Raw genomic sequence first — 15,574 nt, 5'->3', positions numbered from 1 at the left:
ATGCGGCAATAGTCGAGGTATGACCTACCCGGGCGATACGAACTGGACCAGCGACCACGTCGCGGGACCATTCGCACTGGGTACCTTCGGTTTTCCCGGTGACCGCCCGTTTCCGGGGCTGCTGGCCGAGGGGACGGTGCTGGATCTGCGGTTCGTGCCCGAACTGTGGGAGACGGCGATCGACCGGCCGTCGATCCGCGGCCTGCTCGAGAGCTGGGACGAGTCGCTCGAACTGCTGAGCGCGGTAGTCGACCGCCGTACGCACTACGACTGGTTCGATGCCGACGATGTCCGGGTGTATCCGCCGGTGCAACCCCGTCAGGTCTTCCAGATCGACGACGATCGGGCCCGGGCACCCGAGCCCGCCCTGGTACCCGGATTGACCTCGGCGCTGACCGGTCCCTTCGATGTCGTCGCGATCCCCGCGTGGGCGGCGCAGCTGGATTGGGAACTGGAACTGTGCGTGGTCATCGGCCGCCCGACCTTCCAGGTCGCGCCGTACCAGGCGCTGGACCATATCGCCGCCTACACGATCGCCAACGACCTCACCGCGCACGATCCGCACGCGCGGTCCGATCCGAGCCGACCGGATCCGGACTGGCTGCGGCGCAAGAACTTTCCCGGATTCACCCCGCTGGGCCCGTACCTGGTCCCGGCGGCTTTCCTCACCGAACCGCAGCGGCTGCGCCTGACCGTCCGTTTGAACGGACAGGAATTGCCGCATACCGCCGAATACCGATGCGTCGATATCGCCCAACTCGTCTCGCACGCCTCACATCTGACCCGTTTGCTGCCCGGCGATGTGCTGCTGACCGGGAGCCGGTCGGGCAATGGCACCCGCCGGGGGCACTGGCTGGTGCCGGGCGATGAAATCGAAGCGGTGACAACGACTCTCGGTCGGCAATGCACCAGATTCAAACGCGCGTAGTGAAAAATGCTCGGCAACCGGAAATATTCACGAATATGGAAGGAAGACTCATGCAGGATCATGAAGCAGTCGACAGCTACTACCAGGCCTGGACCGAACTCGGCGGCGACCTCGGAAAGGTCCCGCTGGCAGACGATTTCCTCTTCGTGAGCCCGGTCGCCACGCTCCAGGGCCGCGAACAGGTACAGGCCATGGCGGCGCAATTCGGCCCCGCCGCAGTCGATTTCCGGGTTCGCGAGCAGTTCGTCGCCCCCGGTGCGGTGACCACCATCGTCGAATGGGAGCTGCCCGGCGTCGAGGGCACCACCAGCGCCGCGGAACTGCTCACGGTGCGCGACGGGATCATCCACAAGGCGGAGCTGTTCTACGATCCGCACCTGGTCATCGAATTCTCCACTGCCGCAAACAAATAGCCTGAATTCGCATTCTCGGCAACGGCGCGGTTCGACCGCGCCGGCGCTGAGCCATACCCTTCAGAGGATTAATTTTCATGTCTGTTTCATCAGTCGAAAGCTCCGCCCTCGACTGCCCGATCGGCGAGTATCCCGATGCGGATCAATTGCTCCGGGAAGCCGTGCGCTGGCATTTCGATCCGGAGACCGGTTCCCGATTCTGGCTCGATCGCCGCCCGAGATTGGGGTTCGATCCGATCGAGGAGATCACCACTTTCGCCGATCTCAAAAAGTTCCCCTATGTGATCAATGAACTGCGTGATGTCCCCGCCGAGGATCTGATTCCGCGCGGCCTCACCGCCGCCGATGTCTACGGCGTCTACGAGAGCGGCGGCACCACCGGCTCGCCCAAGCGGGTCATCTGCACGAACGAGTGGCTCGATCGCTGGATCGCCTTCAGCGAGCAGCAGTTCCAGCTGCGCGGCCAGCAGCCGGGCGGAAACTGGCTCGGCATCATGCCGTCCGGCCCGCATATCTTCGGCGCGGCCCTCAAGGAGCAGGCGCATCGCGGCGGCGGACTGCTGTTCACCATCGATATGGATCCGCGCTGGGTCAAGAAGCGCATTGCCGCAGGCGATATGGAGGGTGCGGGGCAGTACGCCGCGCATCTGGTCGAGCAGGCGAGCTATCTGCTCGAAACCCAGGACATCGCCGTCATGGTCACCACGCCCGCGCTGCTGGAGCGGCTGGCCGCCGATCCGCGCCTGGCGAAGTTGATCACCGAGAAGGTCGAGTACATCCAGTGGGGCGGAATGCATATGGACGCCGACACCCGGCATCTGTTCCGCACCGAGGTGTTCCCGGGCATCACGCTCCAGGGCGGCTACGGCAGCACCATGGTGTGCGGCGGTTCGATGGAGCGCATCGGCCTGGCCGATGACGAGCCCTGCATCTTCGATCCGCTCGGCCCGTTCATCTCCTTCAATGTCATCGACCAGGAGAGCGGCGAACCGGTCCCCTACGGCGAACGCGGCCAGGTCGTGATGAACCTGGTCTCCAAAGGCATGTTCCTGCCGAACAATCCGGAGCGCGATACCGCACTGCGTTTCGAGGCGCGCCCCGGAATGCCCGGTGACGCGGTCGCCGATGTCCAGCCGCTGCAGTCGTTCGACGAGGCGACCGTCATCGAGGGCGTGTACTGATGGTGCCCGTACTCGGCGCGCTGGGAAGCCGGGGAGCGTACAGCCCGATCCGGCGCGAGCAGATCACCGATGTACGCGGCACCGTGCGAGCCGAATTGGGTTTGGTGCCGGACCTTTTCGTGAAGCGCTCGATGGCGGAGACGGGCACGCACACGGCTCGGTCACTCGATGAGCGCGCCAAGATGCTCGCGGTCGCCGGTGAACTCTTCCGGGACAGCACCATTGCCGGAATCGCCCCCGCCGAGTATCACGAGCTGGTGGCGGTCGTCTCCGGTCTGCCGATCGGCGTGGTGCGCGCCGCCGCCGATGTCATCGCCGAAGCCGCGACCCGCGCGGTCGATACCGCCTATGCCGCCATGCCGACTCGGGCACGGGCGAATTGGAGCGAGGTAGCCGATGCCAGCGCCGTATGGACCAGGCGCGGCCGCTCGCTCGCGGTGAATGCCGCGGGCAATCACCCCGGCGTGCATTCGCTGTGGCTGGAGGCGCTCGCACTCGGTTACGGCGTCGCGGTGCGCCCGTCGCGGCGCGAACCGTTCACCCCGCACCGCCTGGTATCCGCGCTCTGGGAAGCGGGATTCACCGGTCCGGAGATCGCACTGCTGCCCGGTGGACAGGAAATCGCCGGATCCATGCTGTCGGCCGCCGATCTCGGCCTGGTCTACGGCGGCGACGATGTGGTCAACCGCTATCGTGACGATCCGACGGTACTACCGCAGGGACCGGGCCGCGCCAAGGTCCTGCTCACCGGCACGGTGACCGACGAGGATATTCGCTTCGCCGCGGATTCCATTGCGTACCAAGGCGGTACGGCGTGCGTGAACGCGACCGCCGTCTACGTCGAACACGACCATGGCGAGGTAGCCCGGCGGATCGCCGAACTGCTCGCCGAACTGCCCGCGCTCCCGCCGGAGGATCCGGCCGCGGTGCTGCCCTGCTGGACCGAATCGGCCGGAAACGCCGTGGCGCAGTACGTTCGGAGCCAGGTCGGATCCGCCACCGCCATGCTGCCGGAACAGAACACGGTCACCTCGCTCGGCGACGGCAGCGTGGTGTTGCGCCCGACCGTGTACGCCTGTGATCTCCCCGACGCACCGCAGGCCAGGCTCGAAATGCCCTACCCCTGCGGGTGGGTGCTGCCGTGGACACCCGGCGACGCGTCGGTCCTGACCGACAGCCTGGTCGTCAGCGCGGTCACCGATGACGAGGAGCTCATCACCGCCCTGGTCGATGATCCCTCGATTCGCAATGTCTACCTCGGCCGCGTGCCGACCTATCGAGTGGAATTCGGCGTCCCGCACGACGGATTCCTCGGCGAATTTCTCATGCGCTCCAAAGCTGTGGCGCGGCAATTCATTTCGTGAATGCATCCAGTATGAATGCATGAAAGGAAGTGGCCGTGAGTATCGAACATCGGCCGCCGATCAGCCCACCGGATCTACCCCTGCACGATCCCGACGTACCGATCGAGAACGCGGTCATCACCAGACTCTCCGGAAACTGGGGTAAACGAGCCGCGGTCAAACGTCCCGAATCCGATCTGCTCGAATTCTTCGAACCCGATCGGCTCGACTGTCCCGAATCCCTGCTGCCCTTCCGGGATCACCCCGACTATCTGCGGCTCCCCGAGGAAACCCAGCGCCGCCTGCACGCCTGGGGCTGGATCGCATTCAACAAGAATGTGATGGATATCGAACAGCACGTGGTGAATCCGGGATTCGCGGTGCTCGCCGAGGATGCCTTCGGCACCGGTCTCGGTGATAAACTCACCGTCGCCGCCACCCAGGCCATGGTGGACGAGCAGTACCACACGCTGATGCATTTCAATGCCAGCGCCGCCACCCGCGCCGGCCGCGGCTGGGATCTGCCCGAGCGCGATCTGCCGCTCGCGCACAAGGTCCGCTCGCACGCCCGAGCCCTGGACGAGGCCGGTTCAGCACGCGACCGAGCACTGACCGGGCTGGGCTATATGACCGTCGCCGAGATCTCCATCAATGCCTTCCTGGAGCTGGTGGCGGGCGATAAGACCATCCAGCCGATCAACCGGACCACCGCCGAACTGCACAGCCGCGATGAGTACTGCCACTCCTCGGTGGCGGCCGAACTGGCCACCATCGTCTTCGAGGATCTGGCCCCCGCGGATCGAACGACGCTGCTGCACAGCATGGCCCGGGCCATGGAGGCGTTCGCGGCCACCGATTTCACCACCTGGACCGCGGTCCTGCAGCGGGAGGGTATTCCCGAGGCCGACCGCATCATCGCCGATGTGCGTGCGGCCGGAAACCGGCAGCGGATCCTTCAGGACTTCCGTGGTCTGCGGAAACTCTGTCAGTCGTGGGATGTAGTCGACGCCTTGCCATTCGACTGGTCCACCACGATTTCCCAGTAGTTCTCCCTCGAGAAAATGGTTCGGAGTTTCTGGTCACCATGCGAACGCTGTTGATCGACAATCACGATTCCTATACCTACAACCTATTCCAGCTCATCGCGGCGACGTCCGGGGTACCGCCCACGGTCATCACCAATGACGATCCGCGCTGGGACGATCTGGATCTCGACGAATTCGACGCCGCGGTGATCTCCCCCGGGCCCGGAAATCCGCAGCACACCGAGGATTTCGGGCACAGCGCGACCCTGCTGCGCCGCCGGGATCTGCCGGTGCTCGGCGTCTGCCTCGGACATCAGGGCATCGGCGCGTTCTTCGGCGGCCGAATCGAATCCGCGCCCCGGGCTCGGCACGGGCATATCAGTGTCGTCCGGCATTGCGAGGAGGACCTTTTCGAAGGAATTCCGAATCCATTCCAGGTGGTGCGCTATCACTCGCTGCATGTGCCCGAACCGCTGCCGCCGGAGCTGCTGAGCCTGGCGACCTCCGAGGACGGGGTGGTGATGGGACTGCGGCATCGGACGCTGCCGCGCTGGGGCGTGCAGTTCCATCCGGAGTCCATCTCCACCGAGAACGGGCGCGAGCTGATCTCGAACTTCCTGCGCCTGGCCCGCGAATCGGCGTCCGAGGCCATCGAGGTCCGAGAAGCTCGCGCCGACAACGGATTACACGCGGACTGGCTGCGGCTCGATCATGAGGTCGACCCGATCACGGTGGCGCGCGACGTCTTCGGCTCGCAGCGGCGGGTGTTCTGGCTGGACAGCGCGCGGGTGGTGGAAGGTATGGGACGGTTCTCCTTCCTGGGCGCGCAACTCGGCGCGGCGGGCGAAACACTCAGTGCCCGAGTGCATGACGATTCGGTGCGGGTGCTCACCGAGACCGGATCGCATACCGAATCGGGGACCATCTTCGACGCGCTCGAACGCCGCCTGGCCATTCCCGTCTCCGGAGCCGACGAACTGCCCTTCGATCTGACCGGCGGCTATGTCGGCTACTTCGGCTACGAACTGAAATCCGAATGCGGTCTCAACGCCGACCACCGCGCCCAGACCCCGGACGCCCTCTGGATCCGCGCCGATCACCTGGTCGTCATCGATCACGAGCGGCATCAGACCTACATCGTGGCGATCGCCACCCCCGCGAATGCCCCTGCGGCACAGCGGTGGCTGGCTGAGACCACGCACCGGCTGCGGTCCGCGCCCACCATCGACCCGCGCGGTGCGGATATCGACCTCGACACCGTGCTGGGCGCGGTCGAATTCGCCGACGTCGAACAGTACGCCCGCCCGCGCGCCGAATACCTCGCCGCGCTGGACGAAATCCACCGGCGGCTGCTCGCGGGTGACACCTACGAGGTCTGCCTCACCAATATGCTGCACCTGCCCGCGATCTCACATGACGCGGACAGCGATCTCGAGGCGTATCTGCGGTTGCGCGCCATCAATCCGGCCCCCTACGCCGCCTTCCTGCGCGCCGATGATGTCACCGTGTTCTGCTCCTCGCCCGAGCGATTCCTGCGCATCAATCGCGACGGCGTGGTGGAGAGCAAACCGATCAAGGGCACCGCCCCGCGCGGCCTCACCGCCGACGAGGACGAAACCCTGCGCGCCGCATTGCAATCGGATCCGAAGACGCAGGCCGAGAACCTGATGATCGTCGATCTGCTGCGCAATGATCTGGGCCGGGTCTGCCGCATCGGCTCGGTGTCGGTGCCCAGCTATATGGCCACCGAGACCTATGCCACCGTGCATCAGCTGGTCTCCACCATCCGCGGTGAACTGGCCGCCGGAGTGAGCGCACTGGACTGCGTGCGCGCCTGTTTCCCGGGCGGATCCATGACCGGTGCGCCGAAACTGCGCACCACCGACATCATCGACACTCTGGAAACCGAAGCGCGCGGGGTCTATTCGGGTGCGCTCGGCTATCTCGGCCAGGGCGGTACGGCGGATCTCAATATCGTCATTCGCACCGCGGTGCGGGTCGGTGAGGAACTGCTGATCGGTGCGGGCGGCGCGATCGTGCTCGATTCCGATCCCACCGCCGAATATGAGGAGATGCTGCTCAAAGCGGCGGCACTGGTACGGGTTTTCGGTGCGGCGCAGCCCGTCGCGGCGGGAGACGGTCCCCGTGGATGAGTTGACGCTGTTCGATCCCGATACCGGCGAATTGGTCCCGGCCCCGAGTCTGGACGGTCCGGACGTGATGGATTCCTGGCTGCTGGTCGATGGCCGGGTGCGCTGTCTGGAACTGCACGAACAACGCTTCACCGCCTCGGTCGCGCGCCGGCACGACATTCCGGAGGAGACGATCGCGGCCTTCCTGCTCCGCATGCGCGACATGCTCCCGACCGGCGGGCACTGGTTCCCGCGCATCGAATGCTCCCGGCTGGGCGATCTCGGCCTGCGGGTGCGCCGTGCGCCGGAGTTGTCGGACACGGTCCGACTGTGGACCGCGACGGTGCCCGACCCACGAGCGGAACCGCGGATCAAGGGGCCGGATCAGGGCCGCCTCGCCGAATTGCGCCGCATCGCCACCCATTTCGGGTCGGAGGAGCCGGTGCTCCTGGATCCGGACGGTTATCTGCGCGAGGGCGCGTTCAGCGCGATCGGCTGGTGGCGGGACGGCACCCTGTGCTTCCCCGACCCCGATGCGCCGGTGCTGCCGAGCGTGACCCGTCAGCTGATCGAGGCCGTCGCCGGAATGCGCGGGGTCGCAGTCGAATACGAACGGGTCCGCCCGGCCGATATCACCGGTCTACCGGTGTGGGTACTCAGCGCACTGCATGGAATCCGGGAGGCTGTGCACTGGACCGGCAATCCCGCGCCCGCATCGACCGAGGGAGCACGGGACGAGTGGCAGGACGCGCTCGGCCGGTTCGCCACCCGTATCGATCGTGCGACGCCATATCCTGGGGAGATACAACATGCGTGAACCATTCGTGACCGATCTCGCCGCCTCGGGCTGGAATGAGCTGGCCTCCGTCCGAGACGGCCTGCACGCGGCCGGCCTGCCGATTCCGGATGAGAAGTATCTGCGCGGGGCCTTCAGCGCCGCCGATTGGAAGCAGGCGCATCGGCTCGCCGATACCCTGCGGGATCGATTCGCCAAGGCGCGCTTCGCCGATACCGTCGATTACGGGCCGGTGCTCATTCCGGATCCGGACCGGCTCGATGTGCGCGGTGCGGTCGATCCGGCGGTGCGCGCCGACCAGACCGAGGTCACCACACCGGATTTCGTGGATGACAAACTCCCCGAAGGGGTTTCGGTCGCCGCGTCCGGCGCGGACTGGACCCTGGCCGTATCGCTGGTCGGCCCCGCGGGCCTCGCGCTGGGCAGCTACCTCGATATCACCGAGGACGCCGATCCGGACTTCTACGTGGTCGAGGGCACCGACACCCGCGATCTGATGATCCGCCAGCTCTGGGGAGCCCTGACCCTGCAATGCGGCACCGAGATGCCCGATTGCGAAAACCGCGCCAGCTGGACGTTCTCGCTGTTCCCAGGTGAGGGGCTGCTCGGCGAACAGGCCGCCTCGGGCACCGTGCTGCACGGCACCGTGCGGCATCGGCTCGGACGGCGCGACCGCGGTATCAAATCGACCCGGGTGCGCCCGGCCCTGCTCGTGGACGTGGGCAAATGAGCACCGCACCGGGCGAATCGCTCGGCGAGACGGTCGATCCCGTGAACATCGTGGTGTTCCCCGGACAGGGCAGTCAGCGGGCGGGTATGGGCGGTGAGCTCTTCGACCGCTATCCCGAACTGGTGGCGCAGGCCGATGACGTTCTCGGATACAGCGTGCGGGCACTGTGCTCGGACGATTCGGACGGGCGACTCGATCGCACCGAATTCACCCAGCCCGCACTGTATGTGGTGAACGCGCTGCACTACGCGGCGCACCTGGAATCCGCGCCGCCACCGCGAATAGTGCTGGGGCACAGCCTCGGCGAATACAACGCCCTGCACGCCGCCGAGGTCTTCGATTTCGCGACCGGGCTGCGACTGGTCGCGGCCCGAGCCGGGGCGATGAGCGCCATCGACGGCGGCGCGATGGCGGCGGTCGTCGGACTCGACGCGGACACCATCGGCTACACCCTCGGTGCGGCCCGGCTGACCGGCCTCGATATCGCCAATCTCAATACGCCGCAGCAGGTTGTACTGTCCGGACCGGTCGACGAACTCGCCGCGGCCACCGATCCGCTGGTGGCCGCGGGCGCGAAAATGGTTCGCCCGCTGCGGGTCAGCGGCCCGTTCCACTCCCGGTACATGACACCGGCGCGCATGAAACTCACCGAGGCGTTGGCGGCCACCGACTTTCATCCGCCCCGCCGCACCGTCCTGGCCAATGCCACCGCCCGCCCCTACGAGCCGGACACCATCGGCACGCTGCTGGCCATGCAGATCGATCATCCGGTGCGCTGGGGCGAATCCTGCTATCCACTGCTCGCGGCGCCCGGGGTGCACCTCACCGAGATGTACTCCAACACGCTGACCCGAATGTTCGCCCAGATGCGGCGGAATTTCGAAAGGTAGACCACCATGGCCGTTTTCAATCGCGATTTCATCGGCCGCAGGTTCGGCCCGGTCGGCCCGTACGAGGTGAGCCGGGAGAAGATCCGCGACTACGCCCTGGCCACGGGTGACCCGCATCCGCTCTATCTGGACCGCGCCGCCGCCGAGGCCGCCGGATACCCCGATGTCATCGCACCACCGAGCTTTCCGGTCATGCTGTTCTTCCGATTCGGCGGCTGGCCGCTCTACGATCCGGAATTCGGCAAGAAGCAGCAGCCGATCTGCGTGCACCGGGCACAGTCGGTGCGCACCCTGCGCCCGATCCACCCCGGCGATCTGCTGCTGATGACCACCGAGGTCACCGATATCCGCGAGGTGGGGCCGCACGACCAGTTCGACATGACCCACACCATCGTCGACACGGATGCCAATGACGTTGCCGTGGTGACCAATTCGATCATCTCCCGGCACATCACGGCATTGGCGGAGGCGGTATGAGCGCCATCGCGTACGACGATGTGACGGTCGGCCAGCAGATCCTCGAAGAGGTCATCACGCTGCGCCGGGTCGATCTGCTGCGCTACTGCGGCGCGTGCTCGGATTTCACCGGGACGCACTGGAATGAGCGCATCGCCAAATCCGTCGGGCTGCCGGACGTCATCTCGCACGGCACCCTCAATATCGCCGTCGCCACCCGGATGGTGAGCGATTGGCTCGACGACCCCGCCGCCGTACTCGGCTACGAGGTCACCCGGTTCTCGCACCCGCTGGTGGTGCCCGATAACGATGAGGGCGGGCACCTGATCGTGCGCGCCGTCGTGGAGGGCAAGGGCGAGGACCGCAGCGCCGTCATTCGGATCACCGCCAAGACACCGGACGGCAAACAGGTCATGGGTGGCGCGCGCGTCACCGTTCGATTGGCCTGAGCGACAACATTTCTCATTAGAAGGAGTTCCACCGTGCAGCTCACCGACACCGACCGGGCCGATATCAAGGACCTGGTCTGCGACATCCTCGAACTCGATACCGAAGAGGTCACCGACACCAGCCATTTCGTCGACGATCACGGGGCCGATTCCCTGCTCGCGATCGAGATCCTCTCGGCGCTGGAGAAGAAGTACCGCGTGAAGATCGCCCAGTCCGAACTGGCGCGCATGGGAAATATGGACGGCGTGTACGAGGTGCTCGCCGAGTCCGATTCGGTGGGGGTGCCGTCGTGAGCCTGCCGCACGCGCGCCGGGTCGCGATCACCGGAATCGGGCCGATCAGCAGTATCGGATCCGGGTCGGAGGCTTTCCTGGCCGGACTCCGCGCCGGGGCCTCCGGCGCACGACCCATCACGGCCTTCGACACCACCGGCTTCGACCATGACATCGGCTGCGAGGTGGTCGATTTCGATCCGGCCGACGCGGTCACCCGCATTTCGGCGAAGGAGTACGGGCGTTCCAGCCTGTTCGCGGCCGCGGCGGCGCGCATGGCGCTGGAAGACAGTGGATTAGCACCCGACGCGTTGCGCGCCCAGCGGTCGGTGGTGGCCATCGGCACCACCGACGGCGAATCCCGCGATCTCGATGATCTGGTCCGCGGCGATGTCGCCGCGGGCGGCGAATCCGCCTTCGATCCGACACTGGCACATCGGATTCCGGCCGCGCGGCTGTCCGCGGCGGTCGCGGCCGAACTGGAGCTGGAATCCGTCGAGGCGGTCACCCTGACCACGGCCTGCGCCGCGGGCAACTACGCCATCGGGTACGGATACGACGCGGTGCGCCTCGGCGAGACCGATATCGCACTCTGCGGCGGCGCGGATTCGGTGTGCCAGAAGACCTTCGCCGGATTCTATCGACTGGGGACCGTCGCACCCGATGTCTGCCGCCCCTTCGATGTGAACCGCAAGGGCATTCTCACCGGCGAGGGTGCGGGCGTGGTCATGCTCGAGCCCTGGGACGCGGCGGTGGCGCGCGGTGCGCACATCTACGCCGAGGTGCTGGGTTTCGGCCTCAATTGCGATGGCGATCATCCGGTGGCCCCCAATGAGGAGCGCATCGCCGAATGTATGCGCCTGGCCCTGGCCGATGCCGGTCTCGAACCCGAGGCGGTCGATCTGATCTCCGCGCACGGCACCGGCACCGTCGCCAATGATCGCACCGAATCACGCGCCATCCGTTCGGTATACGGCGGCGCGGCGCCGAGCACCATCTCCATCAAATCCATGATCGGGCACACCATGGGCGCGGCCAGCGCACTGGCGTCCATCGCCTGCGCGCTCGCCATCGACAACGGTTTCATTCCGCCCACGATCAACCATATCGAGACCGATCCGGAGTGCGGGCTCGACTGCGTGCCCAATGCGGCGGTCGAGCGCGACCTCACCGTGGTGCAGAACAACGGGCTCGCGTTCGGCGGTAACAACGCGGTGGTCATCTTCGGAAAACCCGTGCCCGCCAACGCATGACCGGTCGCGAATCGGCAGAACGGATAGACCCATGACCACCACCCGTCTCACCCATTGGTCGGCGCTGTCACCGTACGGTCCGACCAGCGGCCATTTCCATTCCGGCGGAACGACCCTCGTCGCCGGACCGGTACCGGACTTCGATATCCGCACCGCGCTCGGCAAGGCCGGGACCCGCAGTATGGACCGGGTCACCGCGCTGGCCGTGCAGGCGATCGGCGATCTCATCGCCCAGCCCGGTGTCGCCGAGGTGATCGGCTCCCGCACCGCCATCGTGCTCGGCACCACGGCGGGCAGCGTCGCGAGCACCATGCGGTTCACCCGGGATTCGCTCACCGAGGAGCGGCCGTATCTGGTCGATCCGGCGCGCTTCCCCAACACCGTGATGAATTGCGCGGCAGGACGATCGGCCATCTGGCATAAGCTCCGGGGGCCGAACGCCACGATCGCGGGCGGCCGCACGGCCGGGCTGCTCGCCCTGAATTACGCACGCCGCCTGCTCGATACCGATCGCGCGGACACCGTCGTGGTCGGCGCGGCCGAGGAGCTGTCCAGTGAGCGGATGCGCATCGATCCGCACACCTCGGGCGCGACGGGTGCGCCGCTGTCCGAGGGCGCGGGCGTATTCCTGCTGCATCGGCACGAAACAGGCGCCACCGCAACCGGTCTGGAGCTGGCCGGTCCGGTCCGAAGCGCGGCGGTATCGGACTCGAACGCCGGTGCGGTCGCCCTGCGAGAAGGGCTGGCCGCACTCGCCGCGGCGAGTATCACCCCCGATGCCGTGGTCGCGGTCGCGGTGGCCGGACCCCTCGAGCTCGGAGACAGCCTCACCGCGACCTTCCCGGCGGCCGATCCGGTGCTCCGGCCCGAACAGCATCTCGGCGATACCGGTGCCGCCGCAAGCGTTTTCGCCATGGCGCTGCTGGCCAGGCAGAGCCGCCCCGGCCCCGCGCTGGTACTGGCCTACGACGAGCACACCGTGGTCGCGGCGGTGCTGCATATCCACGGTGAGTTCCGGTGAGATCGGCCACCGCCGCCGCGTACCGTATCGCACGGGCGGAACACTCGGGCGGAACACTCACCGCCACGGTGGATTTCGATCCCGGCGCGCCGATCTTCGCCGGTCACTACCCGGAGCTCGCGGTGGTGCCCGGGGTGCTGCTGATCGATATCGCCGGTCTGCTCGCCACCGAGCTGGCGGGCGGTGCCCGGTGGCGGATCCATTCGGCGCAGTTCTCCTCGCCCGTGCACCCGGGAACCCCGGTCACGCTGACCGCCGATACTCGAGCGGACGGCGAGGTGCGGATCGCGGTGTCGACCGGTGGACGCAAGACCGCGTCGATTCGGTTGCGGCCGGACGATTCCGAGCCGCTGGAGACGCGGGAAGTAGCGCAGCACCCCTCGGGTGAGCCGGTCGTATCGCGATTGCCGCACCGCCCGCCGATGGCGTTCCTCGACGAGGCCATTACCGTCGGCGACGGTCGGCTGACGGCGCACTGCCACCGCCAGAGCATCGAATTCCACCGCTACAGCACCACATTCAGCAGTCCGGACCCCGCCGCGATCTGGCCCGCGACCCTCATGCTCGAAGCGTGGTGTCAGGCCGCGGCCGTGCTGATGATGACCCTCGAGCCCGAATTCACGACTCCCGCGGTACTCATCAGCCGTCTGGCCACGGTGCGCACCCGGGCCGAGGTCGAGATGGGCGAAACCCTCGAACTGTCGGTGCGGCTGCTCGAACGCTTCCCCGATGCCAGCACCTTCACCGGTTACGCGCAGGCCGGACAACGCACCGTACTCGACATCGACCGCCTCACCGCCACTTTGCGCCCCTTCGATCAGCTCCGGAGTTCCTCGTGAACGATCATCGTCCCGTCGCCGTCGTCACCGGCGGCTCCCGTGGCATCGGCCGCGAGATAGTCCTGGACCTCGCGCGCGGCGGCTATGACGTCGCCTTCTGCTACAACAGCGATAGCACCGCGGCGCAGGAGGTCGTCGCGGCCGCGACCGGCGGCAGCGTACTGCCCATTCGCGCCGATGTGCGCGATGAGCAGCAGGTCGACGAATTCCTGGAGGCCGCCGAAGCCAAATTCGGCAGCCCCGACTGCGTCATCACCTCGGCGGGCGTCACCGACGATCAATCCCTGGTGTCCATGTCGAGCGAGAGCTGGCATCGGGTCGTCGACACCAATCTGACCGGTGTGTTCAATGTCTGCCGCCGCGCCGCGTTCGGAATGGTCAAACAGCGTTCGGGCGCGATCGTCACCATCGCCTCGGTCTCCGGGGTGTACGGCAATCCCGGGCAGACCAATTACAGTGCGGCCAAAGCCGGCACCGTCGGATTCACCAAATCCCTCGCCAAGGAGGTCGGGCGGTTCGGTGTACGGGTCAACGCGGTGGTGCCCGGCTATATCGACAGCGATATGACCGGACATCTCACCGGGCCCAAGCGCGCCGCCCTCGAAAAGTCCATTGCCCTAAGACGATTCGGCGAACCCGCCGATGTGGCGGATCTGGTGGGATTCCTGGTCTCGGATCGGGCCCGCTACATCACCGGCGCGGTACTGCACGTCGACGGCGGCATCACCCTGTGACAACGGGAGCAGACTCATGAAAACCGCACCCCGCGTGTACTTCTCATTCCGCAGCCCGTACTCCTGGCTGGCCTTCCACGATCTGCGGCGCGAGCACCCCGAGCTGGTCTCGGCCTTGGAATGGCGGCCCTTCTGGGAACCGGACGAACATTTCAGCGCGCTGCTCGCCGAGACCGGTCACGAATTCCCGTATACGCCGATGAGCCGCGCCAAACACTTCTATCTACTGCGCGATGTCCGCCGCCTCGCGGGTCGGCGCGGCCTCACCAATTCCTGGCCTCTGGATGAGCAGATGCATTGGGAGCCATCGCATCTCGGCTGGTTCGCGGCGTCCGATCACGGACTCGCGCACGAGTACGTCGACCGCGTGTACACCGCGCGCTGGCTGTCCGGCCTCGACATCTGCCGCACCGAGGTGATCCAGTCGATCCTGGACGAGCTCGCCATACCGGCCGATGTCGGCGAACTGTTGCGCTCACCGGCGATCGAAAAGCGTGCCCTGGAGGCTCTTCAGGCGGTCTGTCAGGAGGATGTCTTCGGCGTCCCGATGTTCATTCACCGCCGCGAGAAGTACTGGGGCATCGACCGGCTGGCGGATTTCCTCGCCGCCCTGCCGGGATCGTCCACCGCTCAGCCCGTATCGACCGCCGCCACCGGTACGCCGGACGGCCTCGCCGAGATACCGGTGCCCAAGGAGACCGCGGAGATCGGCCACGCGGGTGGCTGCGGCTGACGAGCGCGAACACCCGGCGTGACAGTCCGAACGTGATGTTCGATCACGTTCGGACGGGTTCGCGCCTGGGTACTCCCTCCTCGGATCACACCCGGTACGAGCGTTGCGGCAAACATGGGGCCGGGGTGGCCGGAGTCGAGTAGGAGCTGAGTCCCATGGCGTTGGACATCGTGGCTTTCTCTTTGGCCGCACTACTTCTCACCGTGGTGGTCGCGATCCTGGCGGTCGGTTTCACCGACCTCACCGATCCGCCGCCCTCCACCTGGTGCCGTCAATGCGCCCGCTGGATGGTGAACAAACACCATCAGGCCGAACCGCTGTGCCTGCGGTGCCGGCTCACCGCCGGATTCGACAGCGCGGTGCACGGGCGCAGATAGC

The 15,574-nt window shown here is 66.6% G+C and carries 18 protein-coding genes; all 18 read left to right on the top strand.

All coding sequences use genetic code 11. The annotated features are described in order from the left end of the window. Nucleotides 1-19: 19 nt before the first annotated feature. The 18 genes from ACFC4D_RS09745 (at nt 20) to ACFC4D_RS09660 (ending at nt 15,573) form a co-directional block, all read left to right on the top strand. A complete protein-coding gene (locus ACFC4D_RS09745; protein ID WP_375953096.1) occupies nt 20-928 on the top strand; it encodes a fumarylacetoacetate hydrolase family protein in 909 nt (302 codons plus the stop codon). A gap of 50 nt (nt 929-978) precedes the next feature. Continuing rightward, nucleotides 979-1,341, top strand: a complete 363-nt coding sequence (locus ACFC4D_RS09740) for a nuclear transport factor 2 family protein (protein WP_375953098.1) — start codon at nt 979-981, stop codon at nt 1,339-1,341. Nucleotides 1,342-1,418: 77 nt separating this feature from the next. Then, nucleotides 1,419-2,522 carry an AMP-binding protein gene (locus ACFC4D_RS09735; RefSeq protein WP_376062403.1) on the top strand — a complete coding sequence of 368 codons (1,104 nt, stop codon included), beginning with the start codon at nt 1,419-1,421 and terminating at the stop codon, nt 2,520-2,522. Continuing rightward, on the top strand, nt 2,522-3,886 hold the full coding sequence (locus ACFC4D_RS09730) for an aldehyde dehydrogenase family protein (RefSeq protein ID WP_376062402.1): 1,365 nt from the start codon (nt 2,522-2,524) through the stop codon (nt 3,884-3,886). The genes ACFC4D_RS09735 and ACFC4D_RS09730 overlap by 1 nt, the downstream gene beginning before the upstream one ends. A 35-nt stretch (nt 3,887-3,921) precedes the next feature. Continuing rightward, complete coding sequence (locus tag ACFC4D_RS09725) at nt 3,922-4,911, top strand: diiron oxygenase (RefSeq protein ID WP_376062401.1); 990 nt, start codon at nt 3,922-3,924, stop codon at nt 4,909-4,911. Between the two features lie 38 nt (nt 4,912-4,949). Continuing rightward, the gene (gene pabB / locus ACFC4D_RS09720) at nt 4,950-7,043 is read left to right on the top strand and encodes an aminodeoxychorismate synthase component I (RefSeq protein WP_376062400.1); all 2,094 of its coding nucleotides are present in this window, start codon (nt 4,950-4,952) and stop codon (nt 7,041-7,043) included. Beyond that, nucleotides 7,036-7,839: an aminotransferase class IV gene (locus ACFC4D_RS09715; RefSeq protein ID WP_376062399.1), complete on the top strand. Its 804-nt coding sequence runs from the start codon at nt 7,036-7,038 to the stop codon at nt 7,837-7,839. Before pabB ends, ACFC4D_RS09715 begins: the two co-directional genes overlap by 8 nt. Then, nucleotides 7,832-8,548 carry a hypothetical protein gene (locus ACFC4D_RS09710; RefSeq protein ID WP_376062398.1) on the top strand — a complete coding sequence of 239 codons (717 nt, stop codon included), beginning with the start codon at nt 7,832-7,834 and terminating at the stop codon, nt 8,546-8,548. The genes ACFC4D_RS09715 and ACFC4D_RS09710 overlap by 8 nt, the downstream gene beginning before the upstream one ends. Beyond that, nucleotides 8,545-9,438 carry an ACP S-malonyltransferase gene (fabD, locus tag ACFC4D_RS09705; RefSeq protein WP_376062397.1) on the top strand — a complete coding sequence of 298 codons (894 nt, stop codon included), beginning with the start codon at nt 8,545-8,547 and terminating at the stop codon, nt 9,436-9,438. The genes ACFC4D_RS09710 and fabD overlap by 4 nt, the downstream gene beginning before the upstream one ends. Before the next feature lie 6 nt (nt 9,439-9,444). Next, nucleotides 9,445-9,915 carry a MaoC family dehydratase N-terminal domain-containing protein gene (locus ACFC4D_RS09700; RefSeq protein ID WP_375953114.1) on the top strand — a complete coding sequence of 157 codons (471 nt, stop codon included), beginning with the start codon at nt 9,445-9,447 and terminating at the stop codon, nt 9,913-9,915. Further along, entirely contained in the window at nt 9,912-10,343 is a 432-nt protein-coding gene (locus ACFC4D_RS09695; RefSeq protein ID WP_376062396.1) for a MaoC/PaaZ C-terminal domain-containing protein, read from the top strand. Before ACFC4D_RS09700 ends, ACFC4D_RS09695 begins: the two co-directional genes overlap by 4 nt. Before the next feature lie 33 nt (nt 10,344-10,376). Then, nucleotides 10,377-10,637, top strand: a complete 261-nt coding sequence (locus ACFC4D_RS09690; RefSeq protein ID WP_375953117.1) for an acyl carrier protein — start codon at nt 10,377-10,379, stop codon at nt 10,635-10,637. Next, complete coding sequence (locus ACFC4D_RS09685; protein ID WP_376062395.1) at nt 10,634-11,869, top strand: beta-ketoacyl-[acyl-carrier-protein] synthase family protein; 1,236 nt, start codon at nt 10,634-10,636, stop codon at nt 11,867-11,869. The genes ACFC4D_RS09690 and ACFC4D_RS09685 overlap by 4 nt, the downstream gene beginning before the upstream one ends. 31 nt (nt 11,870-11,900) lie before the next feature. Next, nucleotides 11,901-12,890: a beta-ketoacyl synthase N-terminal-like domain-containing protein gene (locus ACFC4D_RS09680; RefSeq protein WP_376062394.1), complete on the top strand. Its 990-nt coding sequence runs from the start codon at nt 11,901-11,903 to the stop codon at nt 12,888-12,890. Next, the gene (locus tag ACFC4D_RS09675; RefSeq protein WP_376062393.1) at nt 12,887-13,729 is read left to right on the top strand and encodes a hypothetical protein; all 843 of its coding nucleotides are present in this window, start codon (nt 12,887-12,889) and stop codon (nt 13,727-13,729) included. Before ACFC4D_RS09680 ends, ACFC4D_RS09675 begins: the two co-directional genes overlap by 4 nt. Further along, entirely contained in the window at nt 13,726-14,463 is a 738-nt protein-coding gene (gene fabG / locus ACFC4D_RS09670) for a 3-oxoacyl-ACP reductase FabG (RefSeq protein WP_376062392.1), read from the top strand. The genes ACFC4D_RS09675 and fabG overlap by 4 nt, the downstream gene beginning before the upstream one ends. A gap of 16 nt (nt 14,464-14,479) precedes the next feature. Then, complete coding sequence (locus ACFC4D_RS09665; protein WP_376062391.1) at nt 14,480-15,196, top strand: 2-hydroxychromene-2-carboxylate isomerase; 717 nt, start codon at nt 14,480-14,482, stop codon at nt 15,194-15,196. Nucleotides 15,197-15,351: 155 nt separating this feature from the next. Continuing rightward, complete coding sequence (locus ACFC4D_RS09660; protein ID WP_375953127.1) at nt 15,352-15,573, top strand: hypothetical protein; 222 nt, start codon at nt 15,352-15,354, stop codon at nt 15,571-15,573. Nucleotide 15,574: the final 1 nt, after the last annotated feature.

The organism is Nocardia sp. NPDC056000 (assembly GCF_042269265.1).
In the GTDB taxonomy this organism is placed as follows: domain Bacteria; phylum Actinomycetota; class Actinomycetes; order Mycobacteriales; family Mycobacteriaceae; genus Nocardia.
This window is presented reverse-complemented; position numbering and strand designations above follow the sequence as displayed.

Bases quoted from the DNA above. Each gene is read 5' to 3' on its own strand.
- ACFC4D_RS09735 (WP_376062403.1), top strand. From the start codon at position 1,419: ATGTCTGTTTCATCAGTCGAAAGCTCCGCCCTCGACTGCCCGATCGGC.
- ACFC4D_RS09695 (WP_376062396.1), top strand. From the start codon at position 9,912: ATGAGCGCCATCGCGTACGACGATGTGACGGTCGGCCAGCAGATCCTC.
- ACFC4D_RS09745 (WP_375953096.1), top strand. From the start codon at position 20: ATGACCTACCCGGGCGATACGAACTGGACCAGCGACCACGTCGCGGGA.
- fabD (WP_376062397.1), top strand. From the start codon at position 8,545: ATGAGCACCGCACCGGGCGAATCGCTCGGCGAGACGGTCGATCCCGTG.
- ACFC4D_RS09740 (WP_375953098.1), top strand. From the start codon at position 979: ATGCAGGATCATGAAGCAGTCGACAGCTACTACCAGGCCTGGACCGAA.
- ACFC4D_RS09710 (WP_376062398.1), top strand. From the start codon at position 7,832: ATGCGTGAACCATTCGTGACCGATCTCGCCGCCTCGGGCTGGAATGAG.
- ACFC4D_RS09660 (WP_375953127.1), top strand. From the start codon at position 15,352: ATGGCGTTGGACATCGTGGCTTTCTCTTTGGCCGCACTACTTCTCACC.
- ACFC4D_RS09730 (WP_376062402.1), top strand. From the start codon at position 2,522: ATGGTGCCCGTACTCGGCGCGCTGGGAAGCCGGGGAGCGTACAGCCCG.
- ACFC4D_RS09700 (WP_375953114.1), top strand. From the start codon at position 9,445: ATGGCCGTTTTCAATCGCGATTTCATCGGCCGCAGGTTCGGCCCGGTC.
- ACFC4D_RS09680 (WP_376062394.1), top strand. From the start codon at position 11,901: ATGACCACCACCCGTCTCACCCATTGGTCGGCGCTGTCACCGTACGGT.
- pabB (WP_376062400.1), top strand. From the start codon at position 4,950: ATGCGAACGCTGTTGATCGACAATCACGATTCCTATACCTACAACCTA.
- ACFC4D_RS09665 (WP_376062391.1), top strand. From the start codon at position 14,480: ATGAAAACCGCACCCCGCGTGTACTTCTCATTCCGCAGCCCGTACTCC.